Here is a 26,557-nt window from a genome sequence, read left to right on the forward strand (position 1 = left end):
CGAACCGCTGGTGTTCGGGTTGTCATGCCAATGGCATTGCCCGGTAGCTACGTTCGGAATCGATAACCGCTGAAAGCATCTAAGCGGGAAGCGAGCCCTAAGATGAGTCATCCCTAGGAATTTAATTCCTCTAAAGAGCCGTTCGAGACTAGGACGTTGATAGGCATGGTGTGTAAGCGTTGTGAGGCGTTGAGCTAACATGTACTAATGACTCGAGAGGCTTAACCATACAACCCAGATGGGTTTTACGGACCTTAGACAGAATACAGATACTTGATAAAGTTTGAACTCAAACAAAGCAAATCAGCTTTCCGAATTATTATTAACGTGRKCCAGAGATGGACACGGTAATAAACAGAATTTGCTTGGTGACAATAGCCTTGTGGAACCACCTGATCCCATCCCGAACTCAGAAGTGAAACGCAAACGCGCCGATGGTAGTGTGGGGTCTCCCCATGTGAGAGTAGGTCATCGCCAAGCGCCTAATTTAGGTTAACGTGTAGACGTTAAGCTAAAGGAGCGGTAGTTCAGTTGGTTAGAATACCGGCCTGTCACGCCGGGGGTCGCGGGTTCGAGTCCCGTCCGCTCCGCCAACATTAAGAGATAAGCCTCATCGAAAGATGAGGCTTTTTTCGTTATGGCGTGGGCTCGAAGCACATGGTTATCCTCATACTCGGGCATCATGTAGATGAAATCCTTACCAGAATATGAATTTTTTGTTTTAAAGCTAAACCTATTCTATTAATTAGCAAAGTTTATCCATTCCCGAAAGCACAACTGAGTCATCTTCTGTGGCTCCTCAAGACATTAATGCTATCAAGCATTACATAACAATATCGCCATACCTATTGAAACAACGATTTGCCAATGTGTGCTGCCTCGGCCATGACTACATCTGCTCTATCGGATTCAATTTGATTCAAACGGTTGCTGTCTGATGGCACTAGGACGTGTTCCTGTAGTCGCCCAAAGCCATGCTACTTCATTTTCAAAACGATTGAGGGAAAGGATAGATAAGCGCACAGATGCAGCAAGGTGCGCTTAGGAAGGGGGGCTACTGGTTGTGCTCAGAATGTTTGCGATGGAGAACTTCAAGTAGTTCATCTTCGAGTTCGAAGCGTGTTTCCATGTTATGGGCGAGCTCAGATAGGTCTTTATCGAGTTGATATAATACGAAATCGTCTTGTGTTTCCGCATATTTATCGTTGAAATCTAATGCTGCATTCGTGGTTGGCGTGATTTTGGGCAATACTTGTTGCGCGAGCGTTTTGCTTGATTCGCCATATTCACTGCAGGCATTAACGACTTTATCATAGACCTCGAAATGTCCTTCGGAGACATAGTCAACTAATAAGTCACAGAAAGATTTAACATGTTCGAACGAGGGAAGTGATTTTTCTGATTTACTGTAAGGAGGAAGCCCAGCAATTTGGCAGTAATGCACTAACAGTTTTCGACGGTTTTTTAGCCATTGATCAATAAGCTTATTTGAACCGCCCCACTTCTGTTCTGCTTTTTCGAGTTCTCTCAGCATGATGCATTCCATTTAAGTGCCAGCACATAACTCTAATGTAGGGACAAGTTGCTAATCGATCAACTCTTTTCATGCGAATTTGCGAGAATGACGAAATGGACAAACCAGCTGTTTCGTATCGAAAAATGCAAATAAAAAGCCCAACGATAGAAATCTATCGTTGGGCGAGTAAAGTTTATAGCAGGCTCGATGCGACGAGCTTCTTGATTGTTCTTGCTAGCGCAGACTTTTTATACCAAAGGCGGGGAACCGGCGCAACTTTTTTCTGTCTGAGTGTGACTTCGTTACGAATAAATGAGCAGTATGTTAGCTGGCTAACATTTTCCGGTTTATGCGGTCAAATCGACGCCAATGATGGGGAATAGCTCACATAAATTTGCACATAAAGGTTACATTATTCGCGTAAATGCTAAACTACCGACCCAGCGGATCTCAATAAGACTAGGAACCAAGCCCAATGGCAGAATTAAAGAATGATCGTTATTTACGCGCCCTACTAAAAGAGCCTGTCGATGTGACCCCTGTGTGGATGATGCGTCAAGCTGGCCGTTATCTTCCTGAATATAAAGCCACTCGCGCTCAAGCGGGTGACTTCATGTCTTTGTGTAAAAATCATGAGCTTGCCTGTGAAGTCACGCTGCAACCTTTACGTCGTTATGATCTCGATGCGGCGATTTTGTTTTCCGATATCCTAACAGTGCCCGATGCTATGGGTTTAGGTTTGTATTTTGAGGCGGGTGAAGGCCCACGTTTCGAACGCCCAACAGACACTATCGATGCGATCAAAAAGCTCTCAATTCCAGATCCAGAAGATGAGCTGGGTTATGTGATGAAAGCCGTTAGCACTATTCGCCGTGAACTGAATGGTGCAGTGCCGTTAATTGGCTTTTCTGGTTCACCTTGGACCTTAGCGACTTATATGGTTGAAGGTGGTTCGAGCAAAACCTTCGAAAAAATTAAGAAGATGGCTTACGCAGAGCCAATGGCATTACACATGCTGTTAGATAAATTAGCCGATTCAGTGATCCTATACCTGAATGCTCAAGTTGCTAACGGTGCGCAATCTTTGATGATTTTTGACTCATGGGGCGGCGCGTTATCGCACTCTGCTTACCGTGAGTTCTCTTTGCGTTATATGCAGAAGATTATTGATGGTCTGACACGCTTTGCCGATGGCCGTAAAGTGCCAGTGACGCTGTTTACTAAAGGCGGTGGTTTGTGGCTAGAAGCGATGGCAGAAACTGGCTGTGATGCACTAGGTTTGGATTGGACGGTAGACATTGCCGATGCCCGTCGTCGTGTAGGCCATAAAGTGGCATTGCAAGGCAACATGGACCCATCTATGTTGTATGCGCCAATTCCACGTATCGAAGAGGAAGTTGGTCATATTTTAGCGGGTTATGGTGAAGGTACTGGCCATGTATTTAACCTAGGTCATGGTATTCATCAGCATGTCGATCCAGAACATGCGGGCGCCTTTATCAAGGCGGTTCATGCGCAATCAAAGCAATACCATAAATAATTTTTGGTTTGCGAAACAGGCCCGCTTGCGGGCCTGTTTTATATCCGACATTTGAATTTGATAGCGTTGGAGCTTCTGGCGAAGGTATCTTTATGGATTAGGTATGCGGTGGTTTCTATCGTCTGCTAGCTTAATTTTAAACAACGACTTGAATTCCCTATATTCACATACTGATTATGTGTGAATTATCTTGATAAAAAAGTAAAACTTATAATCGTTTAATTTATAAATTTTAATTTAAATCAAAGGTATAAAATTGATTTAATTGCATGAAAATGTCTACTTTAGCAACGACTAAAGCGAAGTGATGTTTAATACTATTCGCAAATGAGATATGTTGCATGGCGCAGTAAAGGATTATGCAAGGCCGTCAATCAATTTAGTCATAACAAGCCGTGGTAAGAGATGCACATTGGCAAGAAAATAATGGTATTTATTGCGGGCTTTTGTCTCCCTGCGGTGGTAATTGTCTCCTATTGTCTTGGTTATTGGTACGACCATCGCGTCGAGCTATTACGTCAAGATAGTGCTAACCGTGAGCTTGCCAATATCCAGCAGCAGTTTCAAATTGATGTCGATCGCTTAACCTTTCTCACTAATATCTATGCCTTACCTTTGTCTCAATTAGATGAAGACCAACTTAAAAAGCTTGAATCCTCGTGGCGCGATAGCTCAATGTCAGCCAATCTGAGTTGGTATATTCTACGGCAGGGTGAATTGCACCCTTTTTTTCCCAATGAACGTCCCTTTGAGAATGATAAGTTACGAGAAATCGCCAGTGCTATTGTCAGTGCCGATAAGCCCAGTGTTGCTGGCGCTTATTTGATGGGCAAGTATGCTTATGTCGTTACTTCCGTGGCTTCTGCGCCCAATGAATCTGTGCTGCTGGTACGCCAACTGACTGATAAAGACTTACTGGAATATGCTCAGGCCTTATTGGTGACTAAGGTGAGCATGAGCCATTCTCGCGAAGTTACACCAACGGTTGATGGTGTGCACAGTGACGCGATTAACATTCCAAGCCTGCTAAAAGATAAGCCTGTCTACCTGCAAGTGCTGTTTTCCGATGGTCCCTTTAGAGAGGTTAAATTTCAACTTGATTGGGTATCGCTCGGATTTATTCTCTTTGGTGTGTTTATTGTTGGTCTTGGTTATATTTGGCTGCGTTCGGGCTTACTCAAACCCTTTAAAAATCTGATGCATCAATTGGCGCTGGTCGATCCTATGTCCAGTGTCTATCAACCCGTTACAAGCGAGGGTAATGAAGAATTAGAAGTGCTCGCCAGCCGTGTTAATAGCTTGCTGGCAAGAATTTATCAGCAAAAAGAACGCGCGAAAATCACCTTAGAATCCATTGCTGAAGCGGTGATTTTGACCGATGTCGATGCCAACGTGATTTATATGAATCCGCGGGCCGAGTTGCTTCTCGATGTTGCTAGTTGCTATGCCATAGGTCAGAGCCTTGCGAGTCTGTTAAAGGCTGGGGAGCAGTTGAATCAGGCGGTTTTTACCTGCATTCGTCTCGAAGAATCAGCGCCGCAGGTCGAGAAAATCAAGCTATTAACTGCTTCGCCTCGGATTATGGAGCGCAGTATTAGCAATCTGCGCAATCACGATAAAGAAATTGTTGGTACTGTCGTGGTATTGCGGGATATCACTCAAGAAGAGTTGCTTAAACACCAGCTACAAAAAAGGGCAAATTTCGATAGCATTACAGGGCTGCTAAACCGTCAGGCATTTGATGAGCAGTTACCCCAATTTGCCGCCTCAGCTAAAACCATCGCCGTTTGTTACCTCGATTTGGAGCAATTCAAGTTGATTAACGACAGCTGTGGCCATACTGCAGGCGATCGTATGCTTGCTATGGTGGCTAAGGCAATGCAGGCTTGTCTTGGGCCACAGGAGCTATTGGCGCGCCTTGGTGGCGATGAGTTTGGGTTAGTGATTTGTAATCGCAGTGCCTTATCTGTGGCGCAATTACTGAAGCAAATGATCGCGCAAGTCTCCATGCAAGTGTTGAACGATAAAAACTGTAATTATAAAGTTGGCCTCAGCATAGGTGTTGCTTTTGGTCGTGCGCCCTATATTGATGCGCAAGAATTATTGAAAGACGCGGACATTGCCTGCATTGCCGCTAAAGCTAAGGGGGCTAATCAAATTCATTTTTACGATGATAAAGATAAAGAGCTCACCTACCAAAGAAATGCGCCTAAGTGGGCGGTACGTATCGCGCAAGCGATTGAAGAAAACGAGTTGATCCTGTATTACCAACCGATCCGCGGACTAGGCAGTGGTCCGCAGCGACAACGAATGGAAATCCTGTTACGAATTCAAGAGCTCTGTGGCCGCATTTTGGCGCCAGCGCAGTTTATAGCCGCCGCTGAACGTTTTAAGTTGATGCCAGATATCGATAAAGAAGTCATCCGCAAAGCTTTTTTATGGTTGTCTTTGAACCCCGTGCTTTGGCCTGATCATTGTATTTCGATCAACCTTTCGGGCAATAGTTTAGGCGCCGAAGGTATGGTGGAATATATCGCCCAGCAGCAACACATTTTTGATATTCCAAGCCAATGTATTTGCTTTGAAATTACTGAAACCACCGCGATTCAAAATCGCAATCGTGGTATGGAAATGTTGAAGCAGTTACGTAAACTCGGTTTTTCATTTGCACTGGATGATTTTGGCAGTGGTTTTGCCTCTTATGGCTATCTGCGTGAGCTGCCCGTGGATTATGTCAAAATCGACGGCTGTTTTATTAAGAATCTCGCCGTGAATGCTAAAGACTACGCCATCGTTAAATCGATTCAGGATGTTTGTCGGGTTATGGGAATCGAGACTGTTGCTGAATTTGTTGAGAATCAGGATATTATTGACAGATTGTTGAGCATAGGCATTAACTATGCGCAAGGTTATGCGATAGGGCGCCCGCAACCCTTAGCTAATTATCGTGAGCAATATGAGATGAGGCTTGCACAACGCGCGTGAAGGATTGCGCTTTTAGCGTGATTATGCCAATTTAGCAAAAGGCGTAATTAACATAGCGATAACAAAGGAATGACTATGGATGGACTCACTGGCAAGGTCGTGATCATCACGGGTGCCTCAGAAGGTATTGGTCGGGCGCTCGCCGTGGCAATGGCGCGAATGGGCTGCCAACTGGTGCTCAGTGCGCGTAATGAAACACGTCTCGCCTCACTCGCTTTAGAAATCGCTAATTATGGTCCGCCTCCTTTTGTATTTGCCGCCGATGTCTCCAGCCCTGAACAGTGTGAAGCCTTAGTTGAAGCTGCAGTTGCGCATTATGGCCATCTCGATATTTTGATTAACAATGCTGGCATGACTATGTGGTCACGTTTTGATGAACTGACTCAGCTCTCGGTGCTCGAAGACATTATGCGGGTGAATTATCTTGGTCCTGCGTATTTAACCCATGCCGCGTTACCGTACTTGAAATCCAGTAAAGGCCAAGTGGTGGTGGTGGCGTCAGTCGCTGGATTAACGGGCGTTCCTACTCGCAGCGGTTATGCCGCTTCTAAACATGCTGTGATTGGTTTTTTCGATTCTTTGCGGATTGAATTAGTGGATGATAATGTGGCCGTAACTGTTATTTGCCCCGATTTTGTAGTGTCACAAATTCACAAACGTGCCCTCGATGGTGCAGGTCATCCTTTAGGTAAATCTCCGATGCAGGAAGCTAAGATACTGACGGCTGAGCAATGCGCTAATATGATGTTGCCAGTGATTGCAACTCGAGGCCGTCAACTGATTACTTCACTTCGCGGTCGTTTGGGGCGTTGGCTTAAGCTGATCGCGCCAGGCTTAATCGACAAAATTGCCCGCAGGGCGATCGCCTCCGGGCACTAATTTTTTTGCCACTACAAGCTATTTGCCACTCTTATTGAGATGCTTAATGATGGATTGTTCAGCTTCACTTTGGGTCGCTTTGTCCCCATCGATATCGATAGTCACAGTCGCGTTATGGCCCGTCATATCCTCTGCAATATGAAACCAATCTGGATGCCAGTAAAAGCTGGCTCCTTCTAGGGTTTGCCAGTTATGTACGCCTGATTTTTCACCTTGATAAATAAGATCTTTTATCGAATAACCCATATATTTACCCCATTAATTTCATGATTGTTAAAAATATAAGAAGCTAGATCGTGCACGTCATCTGAACCTAGGTATGTGCTTTACATCACATTTTTAGGTAAACATAAACCCCGCCAGAGCGAGGTTTATGAATAGCGTTAGTATCTTAGCGAGATTAAGGTTTAGCACACTTATGGTTTGGTGCACTGGGTTGGCGAACCCACGTCTTTCCACTGTGTAGTGCCATCAGTGAGTGACAGGGGCACAAAGGTTAAACCTTGGCTCATATTGGCGGGTGGCAAGTCGGTTTCTAACTCATACATGCCCATGGGGATAGCCCCTGATGTGGCATTGGCGGCAGTTTGCGAGGCCGCAAGGCTTGAGTAGTGTAGGCCTAACATATCGAAATGGCTGCGCCAATCTTTGCCTGTGAGCTGACTCAAGGACACCAACATAAAGTCGTTGCCCGGAATATCTTTCACCGTTTTGCCACCGTAGACACTATTGCCTTCAAACGGAAATTGGCTAAAGCCCAGTTTGCTACGATTCGCTTCCCAATCACTGGCGTTATTCGCATATTTACCGAAAATACGACTGTGTTGATACAGTAAGGTAAAGAGATTAAAGCCATTGTTCAGAGTGGTGCCGTCACTGAGAGTCATGCCGTGAGCCTTAAGCGCCATTTGGATGTAAAACGCCATGCGATAACCGTTATGCACAGCATAAGCATTGCTGGCCCAAGGCGCAGTGTATCTGTCTTCACCAGCATCGAGCACCTTACAATTGGCGCCAAACACTACGCGTTTACCACTGGTGTCTGTTGTACCTGCGGCATCGGACATAAACACATAAAAGAGATCCTTGTGGTTCATGTGACCATCGGTCACTGTGCCTGTATTGCCGTCGCGCAGATAATGGGTTTTCCACTTCACCACATAGGGGAAGATATTGTTGGAGTTTTCCCCTGCGCGGCTGCCATAACCTGCCCAGTTATCATGATCACTTGCCGCAGCATATTGCACATTGAGACGGTTAGTTTGCAGATTGTGGCCTAACTCATGGTTATCACCCCAACCCGTTGGGTCGATATTCCATGCTGCGTCCCAAGGGTTACCGCTACAACCTCCACCGCACTGGGCATTTTGGTCATAATTCGCGTGTTGAATGATAGTGCGGGTATGCAGACTATTATCGATACAGTCGTCGCCAAACAGTCCTTTGCAGGCCGCTAGTACATCGGCAGGTAAGGATTCACTTAAGCTCTTGCCTTGGATCTTAAGCCCCGCAAGGGTGTAAACGCTGTTGATATGGTCATCGACAATACTTTTGAGTAGCGCGTTTACATCGGGTACATCCCCGCCGATGGAGTTTAAAAAGCGGTCGCGACGCAGATGCTGCTCGGCACCATCGGTACGTAAGTCCACATGGGGTAATTCGGTATTTTGGATGCGATCGTTAAAGGCTGCTATTTCTGCAGGGTTTGAAAAATCCATAATGGTCGGATGTTTAGCCACATGCTCAGCGTTGACTTCGACACTTAACGCGCCGCCATCAGTACTCGAAGTATCACCACTGATATACAGATAAATCGGCCCGCCGTAGGGGGAAGAAAATTCAAGACTTTGTCCTTGAGCTAAGCGCAGGCGTTGCTGCGCCAACTCCAATGGACCGCGGTAGATTTTCTGCTCATAGGCACGGTTAGTATTACGTCTGTGGTAGTTGAGTTTGATCTCCACATTTGCAGCGCTGCTATCGAGACGAGTCAGTTTAATGGTTTGTCCTGGCAGCGCATACCAGCCCGTGGTCGTCCATTGGCCTGCATAGGGCACGCTAATGGTTTTACGTTCAGTGACAGTCGCAGGATAAGCGTAGTGCGCATTGCTGCCCTTGCTGAGGTTGGCTCTGTCGATAACATATTCACCTAAATCTGGCTGGGCTAAGTTATGGGTACGGGCATAGCTGACGGTCCAATCGGCAAACAGGGCCTGCTGCCACAGGGCGTATTCGCTGTAGGCTATGGGGTAGTCAATCTCGCTGCGATACTTATCGGCGAGCAGCAGTCCGGCCTTCATCAAGGAGAAGTCTGCTTTGGTAAACACATCGATAGCATGGGTATCTAAGGTTTCAGCATTGGCTCGATACCAATCGGCACCCGCCTTGAATGAGTCAACAAAGGCGGCAGCATTACAGCTCAAGTAATTACCGCCGCAGTCGTTGAGCACTGAGGTGTCGAAGCGGCCTTCGTTAAGCTTACCGAGCAAATTATTCACTTTGGCCAGGGCGGTGTCTTCGACCAAAATGTCGGTCACACTGAGGTTATTGGTATTGAGTTTTGACCAGTAATTGCCAGAGGTAGAAAGCCCCATCTCAAGGTAAAGTGGCGACAGTATTGGGCTTTCATTACGCCAGTAGTTAGAGAGCAACAAGGGAATTCCAGCCGCTTTGGCCTGAGCGATCGCGGCTTTTATGCCTGTAAAACCGAGTGACTGACGGTCTATGTCACTAATGATAATCAGATCCGGTTTCAGTGTGTTGATACAGTTGCTTAACTCGCTGTAGTCACAGGTATTTGCTGTATTAATGCTATGGGCTGCGGGGTAGTTGTTTGTCAGCCAAGTGCGGATCCCTTCATTATGGGGAAAGTACCAACTGTCAGCCTTGCTCGGCATTTGGGCGGTCACTATGCTGAGGCCGTCGGTTTTATCGGCGCCTTTGGTCAGCCAGCCTAAAAGGTTTTTCAATAAAGTATCAGTTTGCGCCGAAGTGTTGACAGAAAATAGATTTCCTCCCATGGCCGCATATCTTTGCCCCTGTTGCTCGCCCGCCATCACTAACCCACGAACGGCGCTTGCCCCACTGCCATCGACATTTGATGGCAAGACAGTAAAAGTGTTCTCCGGCATAAAGCTCGAAAAGGTAATTGAGTCATGGGTTGGATGCCAAGAGATGCTGCTACCGACACCTTGATATAGCTGATTTATCTGGGCTTTACGTTTGATGTCGATATTAGCGAGTTCGGTGATGCTGAAATCAATTAACTCACTCGCACTGGCAAGCCTGTGGTCTTGGTGTTTAATGGCATTTTCGGCATTACTGATAAATGTCGGCGTGATAGTGCAATCGGCCGTCATGGCCGTAGTGGTGTAAGTCAGCACATTGAGCGTGCCACCACAGCCAGTAATGCCCTCAAGCGTAAAGCCGGTATCGGCAGTAATGCTAAAAATAGCGCTTTTGCCAGACTCCACTTTTTGGCTGCTTGGACTCAGTGCGCCACCTATTACCGATAGGCTGCTGGCGGTGTATTGTACCAGCGCGGGAGGTTGGACTGGCGGCTGAGTGGGTGGTGTTGTCGTGCCAGCATCTTCTGAGCCGCCACCGCATCCGCTAAGCAGTATGGCAATGGAGGCATAAAGTAGTCTAATCCTCATGGGGAGTCCTTGATCTTTGTGTATTTAACATTTGGTTGACATTGTATCTTGTTGCTCCTGTTTTCAATAGAATTAATTATATAATTTTATTGAAAATCATGACGTTATATTTGACGCTTGTCAAAAAACAGGCACAAAAAAACCGGCTTCTTGCCGGTTTTTTAATAGAGATATTAATTAATCTTACTGTTCACGTGCGATTGCGCGATAACCAATATCGGTACGGAAATACACATCATCCCAGTGGATTTCATCAACCAATTTATAGGCGGCTTTTTGCGCTTCGGTGACTGTGTTACCCAGTGCCGTCGCACACAATACGCGACCGCCGTTGGTAACGACGTGGCCGTTTTTCATCTCAGTGCCCGCATGGAAAACTTTACCGTCGTTATCGCCAAGGCTGAGACCGTCAATCACATCAAACTTGCGATACTCATCTGGGTAACCGCCAGCAGCCAATACCACACCCACGGCTGCGCGCTCGTCGTATTCGGCGGTCACTTTATCGAGTTCGCCACGGGTGGCGGCTAAACAAAGTTCCACTAAGTCAGACTTTAACCGCATCATAATCGGCTGGGTTTCTGGATCGCCAAAGCGGCAGTTGTACTCGAGTACTTTGGCACTGCCATCGGGGGCAATCATTAGACCTGCATAGAGGAAGCCTGTATAGATATTGCCTTCTGCCGCCATACCATCCACGGTTGGGCGAATGACGTTTGCCACAGTCCAATCGTGTACCGCTTGAGTCACCACAGGTGCTGGCGAGTAAGCGCCCATGCCGCCAGTATTTGGACCATAGTCGCCGTTATCACGGGCTTTATGGTCTTGGCTGGTCGCCATTGGTAGAATATTCTTGCCATCGACCATCACGATAAAGCTGGCTTCTTCGCCCTTGAGAAACTCTTCAATCACTACGCGCGAACCAGCTTCGCCAAACTTGTTACCGGCGAGCATGTCATCAATTGCGGCATCGGCTTCAGCTTGGTCTTGCGCGATAATCACGCCTTTACCTGCGGCTAAACCGTCGGCTTTGATAACCACTGGATAACCCGTTGTGGCCGTTAATTCACGCACGAAAGCTTTGGCATCGCTGATTTCAGTGCAGTTTTTATAACCCGCCGTTGGAATATTGTGGCGGGCTAAAAAGTCCTTAGTGAAGGCTTTTGAACCTTCGAGCTGAGCTGCCGCCTTAGTTGGGCCAAAAATCGGTAAACCTGCGGCGTTGAATGCATCAACTACGCCCATCACTAATGGCGCTTCTGGGCCGACTATGGTCAGTTCAATCTTATTGGTTTTCGCAAAATCGAGCAGAGCAGGGATGTCGGTGGCGCTGATCGCCAGATTTTCAACATTAGGTTCTAGGGCTGTGCCCGCATTACCGGGTGCTACATAAACGGTATCAACTTGAGCCGATTGAGCGGCTTTCCAAGCTAGGGCATGTTCGCGGCCGCCGCCACCAATGATTAACACTTTCATGGTTAAAACTCCCACACATCGCAAAGGAAAAGGCCCTAATCGCTAGGGCCAAGTTTGATTTAAGTTGTTATCAATGACGGAAGTGGCGCATGCCTGTCATCACCATGGCCATGCCGTGTTCGTCTGCTGCTGCGATGATTTCAGCATCGCGCATTGAGCCGCCGGGTTGGATGATGCAGCTAATGCCCGCAGCCGCTGCGGCATCGATACCGTCACGGAAGGGGAAGAAAGCATCGGATGCCATCACAGAGTTCACCACTTCTAAGCTTTCATCTGCGGCCTTGATGCCGGCGATTTTAGCGCTGTAAACGCGGCTCATTTGGCCAGCGCCGACACCGATAGTCATACCGTCTTTGGCATAAACAATGGCGTTAGATTTAACGAATTTCGCCACTTTCCAGCAGAACATTAAGTCTTTCAGTTCGCTTGCAGTCGGTTGACGTTTAGAAACCACTTTGATGTCTTCTAAACCGACCATGCCTTGGTCACGATCTTGCACTAACAAGCCGCCGTTAACGCGTTTGTAGTCTAAGGTTTGGGTCTTAGTGCTCCACTGACCACATTCCAATAAACGCACGTTGGTCTTCTTGGCAACCACATCGCGCGCCGCTTGGCTAACGCTTGGGGCGATAATCACTTCAACGAATTGACGCTCAACGATCGCACTCGCCGTCGCAGCATCTAATTCGCCGTTGAAGGCGATAATGCCACCGAAGGCTGAGGTTGGGTCAGTTTGATAAGCGCGGTTATAGGCATCGAGTAAGTCTTTACCTAAGGCCACACCACAGGGGTTAGCGTGTTTAACGATAACACAGGCGGGTTCCAAGAATTCTTTTACGCACTCAAGGGCGGCATCGGTATCGGCAATATTGTTGTAAGACAAGGCTTTGCCTTGCAACTGAATCGCGGTAGCCACAGAAGCTTCATCAATTTTAGTGTCAACATAGAAAGCCGCTGCTTGATGGCTGTTTTCGCCATAGCGTAAGTCTTGTTTCTTCACTAATTGGGTGTTGAACGTGCGTGGGAACTTAGAATCAGCAAAGCATTCGTCCGTGCTGTGTGCAGGAACCATAGTACCGAAGTAGTTGGCGATCATGCCATCGTAACCCGCAGTGTGCTCAAAGGCTGCAATCGCTAAGTCGAAACGCGTCGCATGGGTCGTGCTGCCATTGTTAGCCGTCATTTCTGCCAGTACGCGTGAGTAATCAGCGGCATTAACGACTATGGTAACGTCTTTGTGGTTTTTTGCCGCTGCGCGCACCATAGTTGGGCCACCAATATCGATATTTTCGATAGCGTCTTCTAAGGTACAACTGGCTTTAGCCACAGTTTCAGCGAAGGGATAAAGGTTAACCGCAACTAGATCGATGGCATTGATATTGTTATCGGCCATCACGCTTTCATCAAGACCGCGGCGCGCTAAAATGCCGCCGTGCACTTTAGGGTGCAGCGTCTTAACGCGACCGTCCATGATCTCAGGGTGTCCTGTGTAATCAGATACTTCGATAACAGGCACGCCGTTATCCGCTAACAAGCGAGCGGTGCCGCCAGTTGATAACAATTCTACACCTTGGGTGTGAAGTGCTTTGGCGAACTCGAGAATTCCGGTTTTATCTGAAACGCTTAACAGCGCGCGACGAATGGGTCTGGCATTATTTGCAGCAGTCATTTGGGTACAGGGTCCAGTTATTTTAGTTTCAAGGATCTTTCGGAAAACAGAACAGCCTTAACGCTGTACTGCTTTCCAAAAGTCCCTTGGTCCTATTTTTACTTTATTAGCTAACTTTTTATCCCTTCGTCACAGCGCGCGTATTCTAGCGTAAAACTCGATTTACGGGTGTTTTTTCTGCGTGATTTCACAATATTCATATCAGAACAAAGCGGCATTGCCGTGTTGGCTTTCAGTAAAGTTAAAATTACCTCTTGACCTTGGAGTAGGCTCCAAGGTTTATACTTGCATTATTGAGTTGTATGCTGGAAATGATCCCTGAGTTGTGGGCTATTTCGTAAAGGATGAAGACATGTATCGTATTGGTGAATTGGCGGATTTATGTGAGGTGAAAGCCGACACGTTAAGATTCTACGAGAAGCACGGTCTACTCGCGCCTTCGAGCCGTACTGAGTCTGGCTATCGAGTATATACCGAGGCCGATGCTGCGCGATTACGCTTTATTTTACGGGCGAAAGCTGTGGGTTTTACCCTCAATGAAATCAGTGAATTGCTGTCGATTGAACTCGATAAATCTAACCGAGTCTGTGCCGATGTAAAAGGCATGGTTGATTGTAAATTGGCTCAAGTACAGGCAAAAATTGCTGAGCTGAATCATTTTCAAGCGAGTTTACAAAGCTTGTCTGATGCCTGTTGTGGTGGGCCACGTAGCGCCGAACATTGCTCTATTTTAGAGGCGTTGGAGTCCAGCACTGAGCGGGTACGCGTTGAGCATCACTCTCATAATGTAAATCAGTACCAAGCGCACCAGAATCATCACGGCAAAGCCATTTATGAAGAGTCAGGGAATTAATTATGTTACTGAAGAATTTTATTGATCTGTTTTTAGACTCGGCGCCTTGGTTATTACTGGGCCTGATTTTAGCTGGGCTATTAAAAGTATTCGTGCCAATGGCGTGGATGCAAAAGCAGCTCGGTGGTCACGGTTTTAAAACCGTAGTGAAAGCGGCGCTGCTTGGCGCACCTTTACCTTTGTGTTCTTGTGGCGTTATTCCCGCAGCAGTTGGGCTGCGCCGTTCTGGTGCCTCTAAAGCAGCAACGACTTCCTTTTTAGTGTCGACGCCAGAAACGGGCGTCGATTCCATCGCGGTTTCTTATGTGTTACTCGGCCCCTTTATGGCGATCGTCAGACCGATAGCAGCGATTACCAGTGCGATTGTGGCGGGCTTACTCGTTGGCCGTGATGATGACGATGGCAAGTCAGTGGTTAAGGTAGAAACTCAATCAGATAAGCCATTAGAGGGTGAGGCGTCTTGCTGCGCCTCAAAATCAGTGGCTCAGCCAGAGATGGTAAAAGCCGAAGCGGTTAAAAGCTGCTGCTCATCGACTACGCCTGCGATAACGCCCGTAAAGTCTTCCTGCTGTGGTAATGACAGTGTTGATGCACCTGCAGCCGAGCCAAAGCCGAAGATCAAAATGACGCCTATGGCGGCGCCGAGCTTAATGGCGGGTCCTTCAAGTGTTATGGCTGTTGGCGGTCAAACCATGGGATCTGCTCAAACTATGGGTTCTGTGGTCAAGGTTAACGCTGCTAAAGCAGAAAGCGTGGGGTCATGTTGTGGCAGTCAAACCACAGAGCCTGAAAAAATAGTGGTGGTGAAAAAAGGCGCTTGCTGTGGTGGCAGTGCTAAGGATGCTGAGCAGGTTAGTGCTAACACTGCAGGCGATAGCTGCTGTGCGTCTACTCAAGATATGGCGACTGAGTTTAAGTCGCAATCGGTACTCAGTCGTATCGGAATTGGCCTTAAATATGCGGCAACGGATTTAGTGCGTGATACTACGCTGTGGCTGCTGGTGGGCTTATTTTTCGCAGCTCTGGTACAAACCTATGTGCCGGCTGACTTTTTAGCTAAATGGGGCGATGGCATTCTGGCTATGCTAGTGATGGTGCTCGTTTCTGTGCCTATGTATATTTGCGCGACCGCATCGACACCGATTGCCGCTGGATTATTACTGGCGGGAGTGTCACCGGGTGCTGTACTCGTGTTTATGATGGCAGGTCCGGCAACCAATATCGCGACTTTAGGCATAGTGGCTAAAGAGCTAGGTAAACGTGCGCTGTGGGGCTATCTTGGCGGTGTGATTGGCGTGGCCTTAGTGGCCGGTATGTTGGTCAATTATCTGGTTAATACCTTTGGTTTTGTGGTGATGCCACAAATTGGTGAAGAGCACCAAATGTTACCTCAATGGTTAGTGGCAACCTCTGGCATAGTGCTGGCGTTACTCATGGCAAAAGTGGTTTTTGAGAAGATCCCAAGAAGCTGGGTTCGCCGCAACGATTGCTGTTCTTAGTCGATTCATATTCCGCTAAGCAGTATCAAACACATAAACATCCCAGTGTTGTTGCTAACACTGGGATTTTTTATGGGATTGATTTGCAAACCTATCAGTATTTGTTTGCTTTTTTAACGTCGATAAACGTAGGCGGCCTGTCGGCTTCAGCCTTGTTAATTGATTAGGATGGGAAGGAGCTAATCTCCGCCAAGGTTAAGTTGCGCCATTTCCCTACATCGATATCTAAGGCCACTGCGCCAATTTGCGCCCTGTGTAGGGCAACCACTTTATTGCCCACGGCGGCAAACATCCTTTTGACTTGATGAAACTTGCCTTCGGTGAGCGTGAGTAGCACGGTTTTTTCATCCACTTGCTGCAGTGTTGCTGGCAGAGTGAGGGCGGTTTCGCCCTGTAGATTTAGCCCTGCGGCAAACTTTGCGGCTATGGCTGCAGTCGCTTCGCTGTTGAGTGGATCTCGCAGTTGGACACGATAGATTTTTTCGCACTGATATTGAGGCGAGATAATATTAAACGACCAGCGGCCATCGTCAGTCAGTAGCACTAAGCCTGTGGTATCAGCATCTAGGCGGCCAACGATGTGCAGGTCAAATGCACGATCGATATCGAGCAGATGAAATAGCGAAGGGTAGGCTCCATCCACATTTGAGCATAAGGTATTAGCAGGTTTGTGCAACATGATATAGCGAGATGGGCGTGGCGCTAGCGGCTTTCCATTAAGGCTGACAGTATTATTTTCATGCACTTGCATTGCGCAGTCTGTCACGATAGCGCCATTGACTGTGATTGAGCCGCTAAGAATGGCGACTCTTGCGGCTTTGCGATCAAGAACTGTGCTTTTACAGAGGAATTTATCGAGGCGCATAGTGAAATCTCAGGAAAAACAATCAGCACAGGTGTTTCAGTAAGCTGCATTATCGCGACTTAGGGAGGATAAGCAACTGCCCTGTCTGAATGTTAAAACTAAGCGTACTGATTTTTAACGTTATGACCTTTGTGGATCATTTTGCTGTCCGTTTTGTATTGATTTGACCGCAGATGTTTTCTATTTGAGCCACTCGATGAGCATGTCGTTCATTAAGTGGCTGATTATTGAGTCGCAGTGCAATGTATTTTATGGGGCTTGTTAAGGCGAGGAAAAACTTGGCTTAGTGTTAATAAGTAATTGAGCAAAAATGTAAATAATGCTCAGAATACAGCATATGCCTAAATACATGAGTAAGCCGAACTCCGTTTGGCCAAAACTGCTGGCCACTAATGGGCCTATCACTGACCCCACCGAATAGCTCAGCAGCATCACTTGAGTCGCTGAAACAATTTGGCTAGCAGGCAAGTCGTCACAAGCTAAGCTGATTGCAATCGGGTAAAGGGCAAAAGCGCTGGCGCCAAGCAATAGAAATCCAATAATCAGCGTCATATTTGAATGCTGAGTGAGCAGCAATAATGCTGCGACACCCAGTAGGCAAAAGCTTACTATCAAGCCACTTTTATTAACTCGAGGAGATAAATAACTGACTAAAGGTTGTACTAGTATGCCACCCACTATGATGAGGGCCATAAATTGTCCTGTTTGCTGATCAAGCCCCATATCCAGTGCCACATAGATGGGAAGTAAACCATAGATAGGGCCAAGCAATAATCCAGAGACTAAACATCCCATAATGGCAGGCTGACTTAGGTTTTTTAGCGCAGACAATGACATTGATTGTTGTTCGCTTACCTGAGGTTGACCGCGTTTTACCAGTAGCGCGGGTAAACTTGCCGCGGCTAATAATCCCATGATCACTAGGTAAGGTAGATTGCCCTTTGTACCTAAATAATCAATGGCTAATTGTCCTAAGGCAGTGCCTCCATAAAGCGCTGTCATATAAAGTCCAAGCCGCTTAGCGCGTTGCTTTTGGGTATCGGCCATTAATAGCCATGATTCAACCACCACAAAAATCCCTGCAACCGCAAATCCCGCTATAAGTCGAGAGGCTAACCAGACTCCACTTTTGGGGATTAATATCATAGCGACAACGCTGCAAAGAAGGATATTCAAAAAAAGGATAAAGGCTTTACTGTGGCCGATACGGGCAACAATGGGAGCAATACAAGGCGCCCCCAGTAATAAACCTAAATAAAAAATACTGGCCAGTAATGGAGCAAGTGAGGTGCTGAGTTCGAAAAAAGTGAGCGACAGTGGGATTAAGCTCATCAAGTAGCCTGATGCCAAAGCAAACAAACTTAACCCTGCTACGGGGACGAAAAGGCTGGGCTTTTGAGCCGACTGAGTTAAGGCAATTTTTTCCACGGCGGTTCCGAAAACAGACAAATATTATACGCTAGGCGGGGTTGCGGTCGCGACTTTAGGCTGGATCGCTGACAGGGTAAAGTGAGTTAGATTGACTGTGGTGGTGAATAATATTTGTGTTTACGATTCATGTAGATATTGGGTTTTCTATGTTGCCTTGTTGCAATACGTTTGTGTTGTTCGCTTGCTGTTCACTGCGTCGCAGTTTTAGTGCACATTCAACGATATCTAGATTCGATTTAGCGCTACACATTCAATTTAGTGCCAAATTTGGGGAATAATACCTAATCCTACCAATGATCAGAAGGTATGATTAATTAGTTGATTATCACCTTGGTAGAAAGTGTGGCGTGATCTATGTCTCAGTTTTAAACATTAATAAAATTACAACGTGGGCAAGGTTTTGTTCGATCTTTGTCCGTTTGAAATTTTAAAACAAAGGTGTCGATCAGAATTTGGTGATTATTGTCGCTAATCGGCTATTTGTGCGTGCTAGCTCAGCAATAAATGTTGTTGCCAAGTGATAAAATTACAAAATAAACCGCTTTGCCAAGTGTGATCTATGCCCTAAATTTGCGTCAAAATAAAATGGTATTAAGGTTGTAACCATGTCTTTAACAGATTCAAGTACTGCTCCACCTAATAAAGCTCCCGTCAGCGAGGGGCTCGATAAGAAAAAAATGCTGATCCTAGTGGCTGATATTGTGCTGTTATTTGCACTTTATTACGGTTTACCTTTCGAACAAGGGGTGAATACTGGGCTGGCCATTTTGTTCTTTGCAGCGATTCTTTGGCTGACCGAAGCGATTCACATCAGTATCACTGCGATTCTTGTTCCTATACTCGCCGTATTCTTTGGGGTGTTTGAAACCAAAGAGGCGATGAGTAACTTTGCCAATCCCATCATTTACTTATTCTTTGGTGGTTTCGTATTGGCTGCGGCCTTGCACCATCAAAAGATTGATACCCTCATAGCGCAAAAGCTGCTGCTAGCCTCTAAGGGCAAACTCAGTATCGCCTGTTTGATGCTGTTTGGAGTAACTGCGCTGCTATCGATGTGGATCAGCAATACCGCGACCACGGCGATGATGTTGCCATTGGCACTCGGGATTTTGCAGCAGCTCGACCGCGAAAAATACCACAGCACCTATGTATTCCTTCTGCTCGGTATTGCCTATTCAGCCAACATAGGTGGTATCGGTACTTTAGTGGGTAGCCCACCGAATGCGATTGCTGCGGCTCAAGTGGGCTTAAGTTTTAGTGATTGGCTGAAGTTTGGTATTCCAACCGTTATCCTCATGCTACCTATGATGTTGATTGCCTTGTATTGGTATTTTAAGCCTGATCTTTCTGCCAAATTTGATGTGAATGTTGAAGCTCAGAAGCTGACATTTCAGGGGAAATTTACTCTGCTTATCTTCCTGACTACCGTATGTTGCTGGATTTTCAGTGTACCGTTAGCCAAGGCATTAGGTGGCATCACTCAGTTTGATACCATAGTCGCCTTAGGGGCCGTCGTTTTACTCTCGGGCTTAGGTTTGGTCGGCTGGAAGAAAATTGAATCGACCACAGATTGGGGCGTACTCATATTGTTTGGTGGCGGTTTAACACTGAGCGCAGTACTAAAAACGACTGGCACCAGCGTATTTTTAGCTCACTGGATGACAGATATTTTCGGTAGCACTCACATGTCGTTGTTCGTCTTTGCTGTGATTGCTTTTGTGGTGATGTTGACTGAATTTGCCAGTAACACCGCCAGCGCTGCACTATTAGTGCCTGTATTTGCTGCGATTGCTGAGGCATTAGGCATATCGCCTGTAATGTTATCTGTGCTGATTGGTATTGCAGCTTCTTGCGCCTTTATGCTACCGGTGGCGACACCGCCCAATGCTATCGTTTATGGTTCTGGCCATATCAAGCAATCGGAAATGGTGCGAGTGGGTATGATCATCAACTTTATCAGTATGATAGTCTTGGGTATTATCGCCCATACCTTCTGGGATATTTAACACTGATATAGTTCATGGAAACTTTGTGTTTTAACGTTGCCGCTAGAATAGTATTCGCCTTATGAAGAGCATAGGGCGGATACTGATTTTGTTTTTAGCTGAGTCGTACCGAGTTTTTGGGCTTAGTGTTTCGAAGTTTACTCTATGCTTATGTTTTGCACTTAATTTGAGGTTAAGTTGCGACTAAAAGTATTTGCGCTATAAATTGCTTGATGTTGATAACGTAGATAAAAGATTTCTTTTACGTTGATGATATCAATCTGTTCAATATCATTTTTATATAATACGGGAGTGGTATCGCCTTCAGTGACAGTAACGGCTTGTAAAATAATAGGCTTATCTGTCATGGCAAAAAACACTTCTGCTTGCTGTAAATTCTCGGAAAGATAAACATAAGCCGTCTGCGGCTCGGCAGAATTATGATCACTGCGAGTAAAGGCTATCCCTTGCTCAAATGGGCGAATGCATTGCTGAGTTTCATCGTTCCAAGTCCCTCCCTTGTCGAGACAAGTATCAATTGTGAGATGTTGTTGTAAACCCCATCCTGTCACCACTAGCAAGAGTACTGCGCCCAGTAAGAACATTGCTTTTTTCAATTTTCGTTACCTTTACAAATTAGCTCGGCTGAGCGTTTGTATCTTAGCTCAATCCTCTTATTTATAGGCATTTAACCATTGGTTTAACGCTGAGGAGGGCAAAGCTCCGGCTTGCTGGGCGAGTATGTGGCCTTGTTTAAAAATCATTAAGGTTGGAATAGATCGAATATTAAATTGAGCCGCGAGGGCTTGCTGTTCTTCAGTATTGATTTTACCGAAGCGAAATTGAGGCTCCCATGTCTTAGTTGCTGCAGAAAATATGGGCACAAAACTTTTACAGGGCCCACACCAGCTGGCCCAAAAGTCAACGACTAGGGGGAGCTCTGATTTATTGGCATGGTTGGCAAAGTTTGCGCTAGTGAGTTCAATCGGCGCAGCCGTAAAGACACTGAGCTTACATTTACCGCAAGTGGGTTGTTGGTTTAAACGCTCATCGGGAACGCGGTTTAACGTATCGCAATGGGGGCAGGCAATAATCATGGCAAAGCTCCAAAATAAAACGTTTATACGACTTATATATTGGGCTAACCGACAGTAATTTAAAGGGCGAGTGATGATGTTATCGCCCATGATGACCTTATTATTAAGGATTAAGCAGTGAACCGAGCTGCAGAAATGTTTAGATTGCGCCGACAAGCCCGCTCGTCGGTGATAAAATCCTGCGCAAAGTTGAATATCACGCCCTAAGTGCGAACAAGAAAAGAGAATGAAGATATGACTGAATTAGAAGTAATCGATCTGCAAGTGGGCGAAGGAAAAGAAGCGGTAAAAGGCGCACTGATCACTACCCAGTACCGTGGTTTTTTACAGGATGGTACCCAATTCGATTCATCCTATGATCGTGGTCAAGCGTTTCAATGTGTAATTGGTACTGGCCGTGTGATTAAAGGCTGGGATCAAGGTATTATGGGGATGAAAGTCGGTGGCAAACGTAAGTTGTTAGTCCCTGCTCACTTAGCTTATGGCGAGCGCCAAGTGGGGGCACATATCAAACCAAATTCTGATCTCACCTTTGAGATCGAATTGCTCGAAGTGCTGACTCGCGACTAAGCGTGACAGGACTGCGAGAGTCTGTGTAAGCTCGATTGAGCCAATATGATTCTGGCTCATCTTGCACTCCTCGCTATGTTGCTTCGGCATAGGGTGATTTACACTAGACTCAATTTTCCCACTTAAAGGAAAGAGATTTGTCGTGGCTTCGGATACTGCAGCAGAGTTAATTGCGCAACTTCAGGCTGAGATCGCTCAGCTAAAAAGTGAAAACGCTCATTTAGCAGCGTTGAATTATCGTGCCGAAGAAAAACTCTTTGCGGCCCTCGATGGTAATGGTTTATGTCTATGGGAACAGCATATTCCAAGCGGAAATTTAACCATATTTAACATGCGCTGGGGCGAAATGCTCGGGTTTAGTCCTGAAGAGTTTGCTGCCCATGTTGATATCTGGAAAAGTAAATTACACCCCGAAGATAAAGAATGGGTGATAAAAGCCTTTGAAGATCATGTGAATGGTCAAGCCGATTACTATCAAGCAGTTCACAGAATGCTACACAAAGATGGCAGCATAACCTGGGTGTCCGATCGTGGGCGTATTGTCGAGCGCTTAGCTGATGGAACACCACTGCGAATGATGGGCAGCCATATCGATATTACGCAAGAAAAGCGCTACGAAATAGATTTAGCCCGCTTAGCCCACAGTGATCCACTCACCAACTTAATGAATCGCCAAGCTATTACCAAAGTATTCGATGAATCTTCGCAACCAGATATTCGCGGTGCGTTATTTTTTATCGACCTTGATGGTTTTAAAGCGTTAAATGACCGTCACGGACACAAGTTTGGTGACAGCCTGTTGATGCACGTTGCGTATACTTTGGTATCTCACGCCGGTGAATTAGCGCAGATCGCACGGTTAGGTGGCGACGAGTTTGTGATATTACTGCCGTCATTTGATCGTGAATCATTAGGGGCACTCGCACAATCATTGCTCGATGTTTATCGAGATAAATTCCTGCTAGAAGGTTGTGAAGTGGAGGTAGGCCTGAGTATCGGTATTGATATATTTGGCTCTGGTGATAGTTTTGCCGAGAGTTGTGATCGCGCTGATGCCGCAATGTATCGCGTGAAACACCACGGAAAGCATGGATATTGTTTTTATCAGTCGTCGGAATAATGATCCAAGCCTGCAGATCTTAGTAATACTTCATTTAGGTTTGGTTACAGTGCCTTATTCGAACAAAAAACCACCTTTAATGGTGGTTTTTTGTTTTTAGCTTTTTAAGCTTAGTGTCATCAGCTTATGGAGTTACAAAATTAAATGGTTCATGGCAACTGACACAATAGTTTTCAGATTTTTTGTGTACATGGTGGCACTTACTGCAATCAGTTTCGGTGTCGAAGTGGCGATTTTTATGGGGATTGGTTGGTTTTACATCCGCCGTTTTTTCCGCTAATTTCTTAGTGTTGTGGCATTGTACACACTTGAGCATAGGGACTGCTTGTCGTTCTTCTGCACCATGGCAGCTTGCACATTTAAGGCCTTTCGCCATATGAGTTTGATCGAGTAAAGTACTCTCTTTAGCGAACGCGCTGCCAGCGAAAATACCCAAAATAATAGCCAATATAATTGTTAAGTTTTTCATTGTTTGATCCCATTATTCATTTCACAGGATGCCAAAATGTGAGGCATCCATTATTGATGACTATGTGTTCTATAGTTTTGCTACATATTTGCCCGCTAAATAGCCGAAGGTGTAGCAGCGACCTAAAGACAAGCCAAATACCGTTAATGGGTAGTCAACGCCACCATAGAAACCTGCTCCTAGGTTACCAACAATGAATAAACCTGGAATTTCCTTACCATCGGCATCAAGTACTTGGTGGTTGTCGTTAACGAGAATTCCTGAACATAAAGTAGAAATACGCATACGACGGTGAATACCGTAAAACGGTGGTTTGAGCACTGGTACCATTTTGCTTCTAGGTTTACCGAAGTCCTCATCTTTACCTTTTTTGCACAGCTCGTTATAACGGTTAACGCTGGCAACAAAGGTTTTTGGATCGCACTCTAACTTCACAGCCAATTCTTCTAATGTGTTAGCTGAATGGGTGTTGATCAAAGAGGGAAATACTCCTGTTTTCTCACCTGGAACTTCAGGCATGTAAACTTTAAGCTCTTCAGGAGAATAGAGGTGGCCAGGCCAATCCTTCGCTTGCGTCATATAGTCAGAATCAAATACTTGTGAGTAATGCCCCGCATTCTGCTCATCTTTCAAGTAGTTATTCATTAGAGACATCTCAACCTTCTCATTCACAAAGCGCTCACCTTTACGGTTTACCGCTAAGAATGGCATGTCACACATGGAAGCCGGGCCGGCATCGAAGTCGTGCAACATTTTGGTATGTCCAACTGGTTCGATAACGCCGCCAGCCCAATAGGCCATAGCAAAACCGTCACCAGTACGATCCATTTGTTTACGTTCAAAGTTTTTCAGTTCGGGGATGAAGAAGTCACACATGGCTTTGTTATTTTGATAGTCACCAGAGGACAGAATGACACCTTTCTTCGCCATGTATTTGTGGTACTTACCATCACGAGTTTGAGCAATGACGCCGATGACTTTTCCTGACTCATCCTGAATTAATTGTTGTGCAGGAGTATTAAAGAAAAACTTAACGCCTGCTTTTTCTGCTGTTTTAGCTAATGCGCGCATAGCATCACCCGTGGTGTAGGGTTTAGGGCCGCAGAAAGAAGTGATAAAATTTAAACGGTCATCAGTATCAGCAATTCCGCGAATACCGTGCTGCACTTTGGTACCTTGGTCAACAATCTGGCCACCACCTTGTTTCACTCTATCGATAACCCAAGTGACAGCTTCACCTGAATTGTAAGCCCATTGCTTAAGAAGACCGGGATGTGAACGGTGCGCGTTATCCGCCATTAAACGGCTAACTAAAGCTTCAATTGCTGATTTATCACTGTTTTTCAGGTCAATCCCTGAACCAGTGTTTCCTTGAGAGACTGGAATGGCTTGCTTTTGTAAACACGCAACGGTTGCACCACTTTCTCTGGCTGATAGAGCCGCAGGCACACCAGAAGCTCCAGCACCGACGACGACAACATCAAAGGTTTGGGTTGTTGCAATATCTTTATCAGCAATAGGTTTTGGCTTAGGTAGAAAATTGAGCGTTGCGCCGCCAATTTCGCCATATTCAGTGCCAACTTGAAGTGGTGCCGCACTCGCTGAAGCAATACCAAGACTTGCAAAGGCTAAGCCACCACTTCCCACTGCAGCTCGAGTTAGGAAACTTCTTCGAGATATACCATTTTGCAGGACGCTAGCAGTGTATTGATCGATTTCTTTCGGTTTCTGTGAATGCTCTTTACTCATTTTGATACTCCTTGGGTCCTCATTGCTAAGGTCGATATGACATCGTTAGCAACGACAATGGATCTGGCCATAACCGCATGTGATTTGTTTGCTTTAAAAACTAGAAGTGCAGTTGTGTGAAAGTGATTAAATTCTCATTCATTAACAACATACGTTTAAATGTATGACATATGACAATAAACCAAAAGAGGTATTAATTACATCTTTGCAGTGCTTCACAAAATGCTGGAGTTTTGAGCTGTTAATATGATTATTCTTTTTGAAACAAGCTAATGTAGGACTTTCTTTATTAAATAATGCAGTGAATTTTTTGAGGAAGATGTATTTCTTAAATACAGTGATCAAAATAAAATATGTGTTGTTAAGCTATTTCACTACATATATTTAGTGTTCTAGGTTTACGGGAGTTAATTATGGTAACGAGGCGTTAGAGTCATCGTTATTTACGCATCCGCTAAATAAGACACATGAAATAGCCATGGCTGGAATAATTAAGAAATTATTTTTTCCATTTTTGATCTCAATAATTAAGTCAACGCATTCACCGCAACATTTAAATGGATTGAGAATTTTGCAGTGTAAAAACCGGGTGTATCCAACAAGGCTGATACACCCATATAAGTTTTGGTGCAGGGGAGTTGTATTTGTGACTATTTACCTAAAATAAATTTATAAGTGACATATAAACGCAGATCGTCAAGATCTTCAGCTTGATCAAAATCGACCATGGCATAACGCGCCTTAAGACCTAGGCCCGATAACATGCCTGAAAATTTATAGGCGATTGAAAAGTTTGTTTCATTAAAATCTGACGCAGTCCCCTCTGGCACATCGTACTGCCCATAAAAGGCATAGGCTTCTAATCCACTCGCCCCTAATTTTTCAAAGTCATAGGCCAGCTTTAACGCGTTGACCTCTTCATTCGCTCGTGCAGATTGATATACCTGTTGAACAGGGCAAGATCACGAACATTTAACGCGCACTTTAACATAACTGATTGACCGCGATCTTCCGTTGTGATCAGATACTGGCTTTTACGCGGAGCCAGTTTATGAACATCGATATTTTTGCAGAGCACTTTTCAGAATTAGAAGACCCAAGGCAAGCATCTAAGGTCGTTTATCCCTTGTTTGACGTGGTGTTTTTAACGCTGTGTGCAGTTATCGCAGGCTGTGAGGGCTGGGAAGATATTGAAGATTTC

Annotated in this window: 20 protein-coding genes, 1 tRNA gene, 2 rRNA genes and 1 pseudogene; 12 read left to right on the forward strand and 12 right to left on the reverse strand. The window is 45.7% G+C overall.

From position 1 onward, the window contains the following. The 3 genes from L5M28_RS22015 to L5M28_RS22025 form a co-directional block, all read left to right on the forward strand. Positions 1–229, forward strand: a 23S ribosomal RNA gene (locus tag L5M28_RS22015); the annotation flags it as partial. 135 nt (positions 230–364) lie between these two features. After that, positions 365–480 (forward strand): 5S ribosomal RNA (gene rrf, locus L5M28_RS22020). A gap of 36 nt (positions 481–516) precedes the next feature. Continuing rightward, positions 517–593: transfer RNA gene (locus tag L5M28_RS22025), tRNA-Asp, on the forward strand. Between the two features lie 461 nt (positions 594–1,054). Here L5M28_RS22025 and rsd read toward each other — a convergent pair. Further along, entirely contained in the window at positions 1,055–1,534 is a 480-nt protein-coding gene (rsd, locus tag L5M28_RS22030; RefSeq protein ID WP_113941703.1) for a sigma D regulator, read from the reverse strand. Between the two features lie 457 nt (positions 1,535–1,991). On the opposite strand from rsd, the gene hemE reads away from it, so the two are divergent. The 3 genes from hemE to L5M28_RS22045 all read left to right on the forward strand — a co-directional run bounded on the left by hemE (position 1,992) and on the right by L5M28_RS22045 (position 6,920). Continuing rightward, positions 1,992–3,056 carry a uroporphyrinogen decarboxylase gene (gene hemE, locus L5M28_RS22035; protein WP_006079904.1) on the forward strand — a complete coding sequence of 355 codons (1,065 nt, stop codon included), beginning with the start codon at positions 1,992–1,994 and terminating at the stop codon, positions 3,054–3,056. Positions 3,057–3,461: 405 nt separating this feature from the next. Continuing rightward, positions 3,462–6,041 (forward strand): putative bifunctional diguanylate cyclase/phosphodiesterase, encoded by a 2,580-nt coding sequence (locus tag L5M28_RS22040; RefSeq protein WP_263204415.1) that lies wholly within the window; start codon positions 3,462–3,464, stop codon positions 6,039–6,041. 75 nt (positions 6,042–6,116) lie between these two features. Continuing rightward, positions 6,117–6,920 carry an SDR family oxidoreductase gene (locus L5M28_RS22045; RefSeq protein WP_263204416.1) on the forward strand — a complete coding sequence of 268 codons (804 nt, stop codon included), beginning with the start codon at positions 6,117–6,119 and terminating at the stop codon, positions 6,918–6,920. Positions 6,921–6,938: 18 nt separating this feature from the next. Here L5M28_RS22045 and L5M28_RS22050 read toward each other — a convergent pair whose 3' ends face one another. The 4 genes from L5M28_RS22050 to purH all read right to left on the reverse strand — a co-directional run bounded on the left by L5M28_RS22050 (position 6,939) and on the right by purH (position 13,718). Beyond that, on the reverse strand, positions 6,939–7,166 hold the full coding sequence (locus tag L5M28_RS22050) for a hypothetical protein (RefSeq protein WP_105250390.1): 228 nt from the start codon (positions 7,164–7,166) through the stop codon (positions 6,939–6,941). A gap of 170 nt (positions 7,167–7,336) precedes the next feature. After that, the gene (locus L5M28_RS22055; protein WP_263204417.1) at positions 7,337–10,573 is read right to left on the reverse strand and encodes an ImpA family metalloprotease; all 3,237 of its coding nucleotides are present in this window, start codon (positions 10,571–10,573) and stop codon (positions 7,337–7,339) included. Between the two features lie 183 nt (positions 10,574–10,756). After that, a complete protein-coding gene (purD, locus tag L5M28_RS22060) occupies positions 10,757–12,049 on the reverse strand; it encodes a phosphoribosylamine--glycine ligase (protein WP_263204418.1) in 1,293 nt (430 codons plus the stop codon). A 70-nt stretch (positions 12,050–12,119) separates the two neighbouring features. Next, positions 12,120–13,718, reverse strand: coding sequence for a bifunctional phosphoribosylaminoimidazolecarboxamide formyltransferase/IMP cyclohydrolase (gene purH, locus L5M28_RS22065; RefSeq protein ID WP_263204419.1), 1,599 nt, complete (start codon positions 13,716–13,718; stop codon positions 12,120–12,122). Between the two features lie 352 nt (positions 13,719–14,070). Here purH and zntR point away from each other — a divergent pair, with 352 nt between their 5' ends. Both zntR and L5M28_RS22075 read left to right on the forward strand, forming a co-directional pair. Continuing rightward, positions 14,071–14,571 (forward strand): Zn(2+)-responsive transcriptional regulator, encoded by a 501-nt coding sequence (zntR, locus tag L5M28_RS22070; RefSeq protein WP_131524203.1) that lies wholly within the window; start codon positions 14,071–14,073, stop codon positions 14,569–14,571. A 2-nt stretch (positions 14,572–14,573) separates the two neighbouring features. After that, positions 14,574–16,070: an SO_0444 family Cu/Zn efflux transporter gene (locus L5M28_RS22075; protein ID WP_263204420.1), complete on the forward strand. Its 1,497-nt coding sequence runs from the start codon at positions 14,574–14,576 to the stop codon at positions 16,068–16,070. A gap of 163 nt (positions 16,071–16,233) precedes the next feature. Here L5M28_RS22075 and L5M28_RS22080 read toward each other — a convergent pair whose 3' ends face one another. After that, complete coding sequence (locus tag L5M28_RS22080; RefSeq protein WP_263204421.1) at positions 16,234–16,935, reverse strand: pseudouridine synthase; 702 nt, start codon at positions 16,933–16,935, stop codon at positions 16,234–16,236. A 261-nt stretch (positions 16,936–17,196) separates the two neighbouring features. After that, entirely contained in the window at positions 17,197–18,363 is a 1,167-nt protein-coding gene (locus L5M28_RS22085; RefSeq protein WP_263204422.1) for an MFS transporter, read from the reverse strand. A gap of 608 nt (positions 18,364–18,971) precedes the next feature. Between L5M28_RS22085 and L5M28_RS22090 the strand changes: the two genes are divergently transcribed. Further along, a complete protein-coding gene (locus tag L5M28_RS22090) occupies positions 18,972–20,372 on the forward strand; it encodes a DASS family sodium-coupled anion symporter (RefSeq protein ID WP_168827785.1) in 1,401 nt (466 codons plus the stop codon). Between the two features lie 161 nt (positions 20,373–20,533). On the opposite strand, the gene L5M28_RS22095 is transcribed toward L5M28_RS22090, so the two are convergent. Then, positions 20,534–20,968: a hypothetical protein gene (locus L5M28_RS22095; protein ID WP_212599576.1), complete on the reverse strand. Its 435-nt coding sequence runs from the start codon at positions 20,966–20,968 to the stop codon at positions 20,534–20,536. A gap of 57 nt (positions 20,969–21,025) precedes the next feature. Beyond that, positions 21,026–21,448: a thioredoxin TrxC gene (gene trxC, locus L5M28_RS22100; RefSeq protein WP_263204423.1), complete on the reverse strand. Its 423-nt coding sequence runs from the start codon at positions 21,446–21,448 to the stop codon at positions 21,026–21,028. Positions 21,449–21,682: 234 nt separating this feature from the next. Here trxC and L5M28_RS22105 point away from each other — a divergent pair, with 234 nt between their 5' ends. Together L5M28_RS22105 and L5M28_RS22110 are read left to right on the forward strand one after the other, a co-directional pair. Next, complete coding sequence (locus tag L5M28_RS22105) at positions 21,683–22,018, forward strand: FKBP-type peptidyl-prolyl cis-trans isomerase (RefSeq protein ID WP_011845636.1); 336 nt, start codon at positions 21,683–21,685, stop codon at positions 22,016–22,018. 142 nt (positions 22,019–22,160) lie between these two features. Then, a complete protein-coding gene (locus L5M28_RS22110; protein WP_263204424.1) occupies positions 22,161–23,138 on the forward strand; it encodes a sensor domain-containing diguanylate cyclase in 978 nt (325 codons plus the stop codon). Positions 23,139–23,262: 124 nt separating this feature from the next. Here the strand turns inward: L5M28_RS22110 and L5M28_RS22115 are convergent, their stop codons facing one another. The 3 genes and pseudogenes from L5M28_RS22115 to L5M28_RS22125 all read right to left on the reverse strand — a co-directional run. After that, positions 23,263–23,607 carry a cytochrome c3 family protein gene (locus L5M28_RS22115; RefSeq protein WP_263204425.1) on the reverse strand — a complete coding sequence of 115 codons (345 nt, stop codon included), beginning with the start codon at positions 23,605–23,607 and terminating at the stop codon, positions 23,263–23,265. A 69-nt stretch (positions 23,608–23,676) separates the two neighbouring features. Beyond that, a complete protein-coding gene (locus tag L5M28_RS22120; protein WP_219253133.1) occupies positions 23,677–25,356 on the reverse strand; it encodes an FAD-binding protein in 1,680 nt (559 codons plus the stop codon). Between the two features lie 650 nt (positions 25,357–26,006). Further along, a pseudogene (locus tag L5M28_RS22125) lies at positions 26,007–26,285 on the reverse strand (OprD family outer membrane porin); the annotation flags it as partial. A 122-nt stretch (positions 26,286–26,407) separates the two neighbouring features. Between L5M28_RS22125 and L5M28_RS22130 the strand changes: the two are divergent. After that, the coding region (locus L5M28_RS22130; protein ID WP_263204426.1) for a transposase family protein at positions 26,408–26,557 on the forward strand (150 nt) is incomplete at its 3' end.

It is taken from the genome of Shewanella sp. SW32, assembly GCF_025653365.1.
GTDB classification, from domain to species: domain Bacteria; phylum Pseudomonadota; class Gammaproteobacteria; order Enterobacterales; family Shewanellaceae; genus Shewanella; species Shewanella oncorhynchi.

Excerpts from the sequence above, each read along its gene's own strand:
- hemE (WP_006079904.1), top strand. The coding sequence starts at position 1,992 with ATGGCAGAATTAAAGAATGATCGTTATTTACGCGCCCTACTAAAAGAG.
- L5M28_RS22105 (WP_011845636.1), top strand. The coding sequence starts at position 21,683 with ATGACTGAATTAGAAGTAATCGATCTGCAAGTGGGCGAAGGAAAAGAA.
- purD (WP_263204418.1), bottom strand. The coding sequence starts at position 12,049 with ATGAAAGTGTTAATCATTGGTGGCGGCGGCCGCGAACATGCCCTAGCT.
- zntR (WP_131524203.1), top strand. The coding sequence starts at position 14,071 with ATGTATCGTATTGGTGAATTGGCGGATTTATGTGAGGTGAAAGCCGAC.
- rsd (WP_113941703.1), bottom strand. The coding sequence starts at position 1,534 with ATGCTGAGAGAACTCGAAAAAGCAGAACAGAAGTGGGGCGGTTCAAAT.
- L5M28_RS22080 (WP_263204421.1), bottom strand. The coding sequence starts at position 16,935 with ATGCGCCTCGATAAATTCCTCTGTAAAAGCACAGTTCTTGATCGCAAA.
- L5M28_RS22055 (WP_263204417.1), bottom strand. The coding sequence starts at position 10,573 with ATGAGGATTAGACTACTTTATGCCTCCATTGCCATACTGCTTAGCGGA.
- trxC (WP_263204423.1), bottom strand. The coding sequence starts at position 21,448 with ATGATTATTGCCTGCCCCCATTGCGATACGTTAAACCGCGTTCCCGAT.
- purH (WP_263204419.1), bottom strand. The coding sequence starts at position 13,718 with ATGACTGCTGCAAATAATGCCAGACCCATTCGTCGCGCGCTGTTAAGC.
- L5M28_RS22115 (WP_263204425.1), bottom strand. The coding sequence starts at position 23,607 with ATGAAAAACTTAACAATTATATTGGCTATTATTTTGGGTATTTTCGCT.
- L5M28_RS22050 (WP_105250390.1), bottom strand. The coding sequence starts at position 7,166 with ATGGGTTATTCGATAAAAGATCTTATTTATCAAGGTGAAAAATCAGGC.
- L5M28_RS22075 (WP_263204420.1), top strand. The coding sequence starts at position 14,574 with ATGTTACTGAAGAATTTTATTGATCTGTTTTTAGACTCGGCGCCTTGG.
- L5M28_RS22120 (WP_219253133.1), bottom strand. The coding sequence starts at position 25,356 with ATGAGTAAAGAGCATTCACAGAAACCGAAAGAAATCGATCAATACACT.
- L5M28_RS22045 (WP_263204416.1), top strand. The coding sequence starts at position 6,117 with ATGGATGGACTCACTGGCAAGGTCGTGATCATCACGGGTGCCTCAGAA.
- L5M28_RS22090 (WP_168827785.1), top strand. The coding sequence starts at position 18,972 with ATGTCTTTAACAGATTCAAGTACTGCTCCACCTAATAAAGCTCCCGTC.
- L5M28_RS22040 (WP_263204415.1), top strand. The coding sequence starts at position 3,462 with ATGCACATTGGCAAGAAAATAATGGTATTTATTGCGGGCTTTTGTCTC.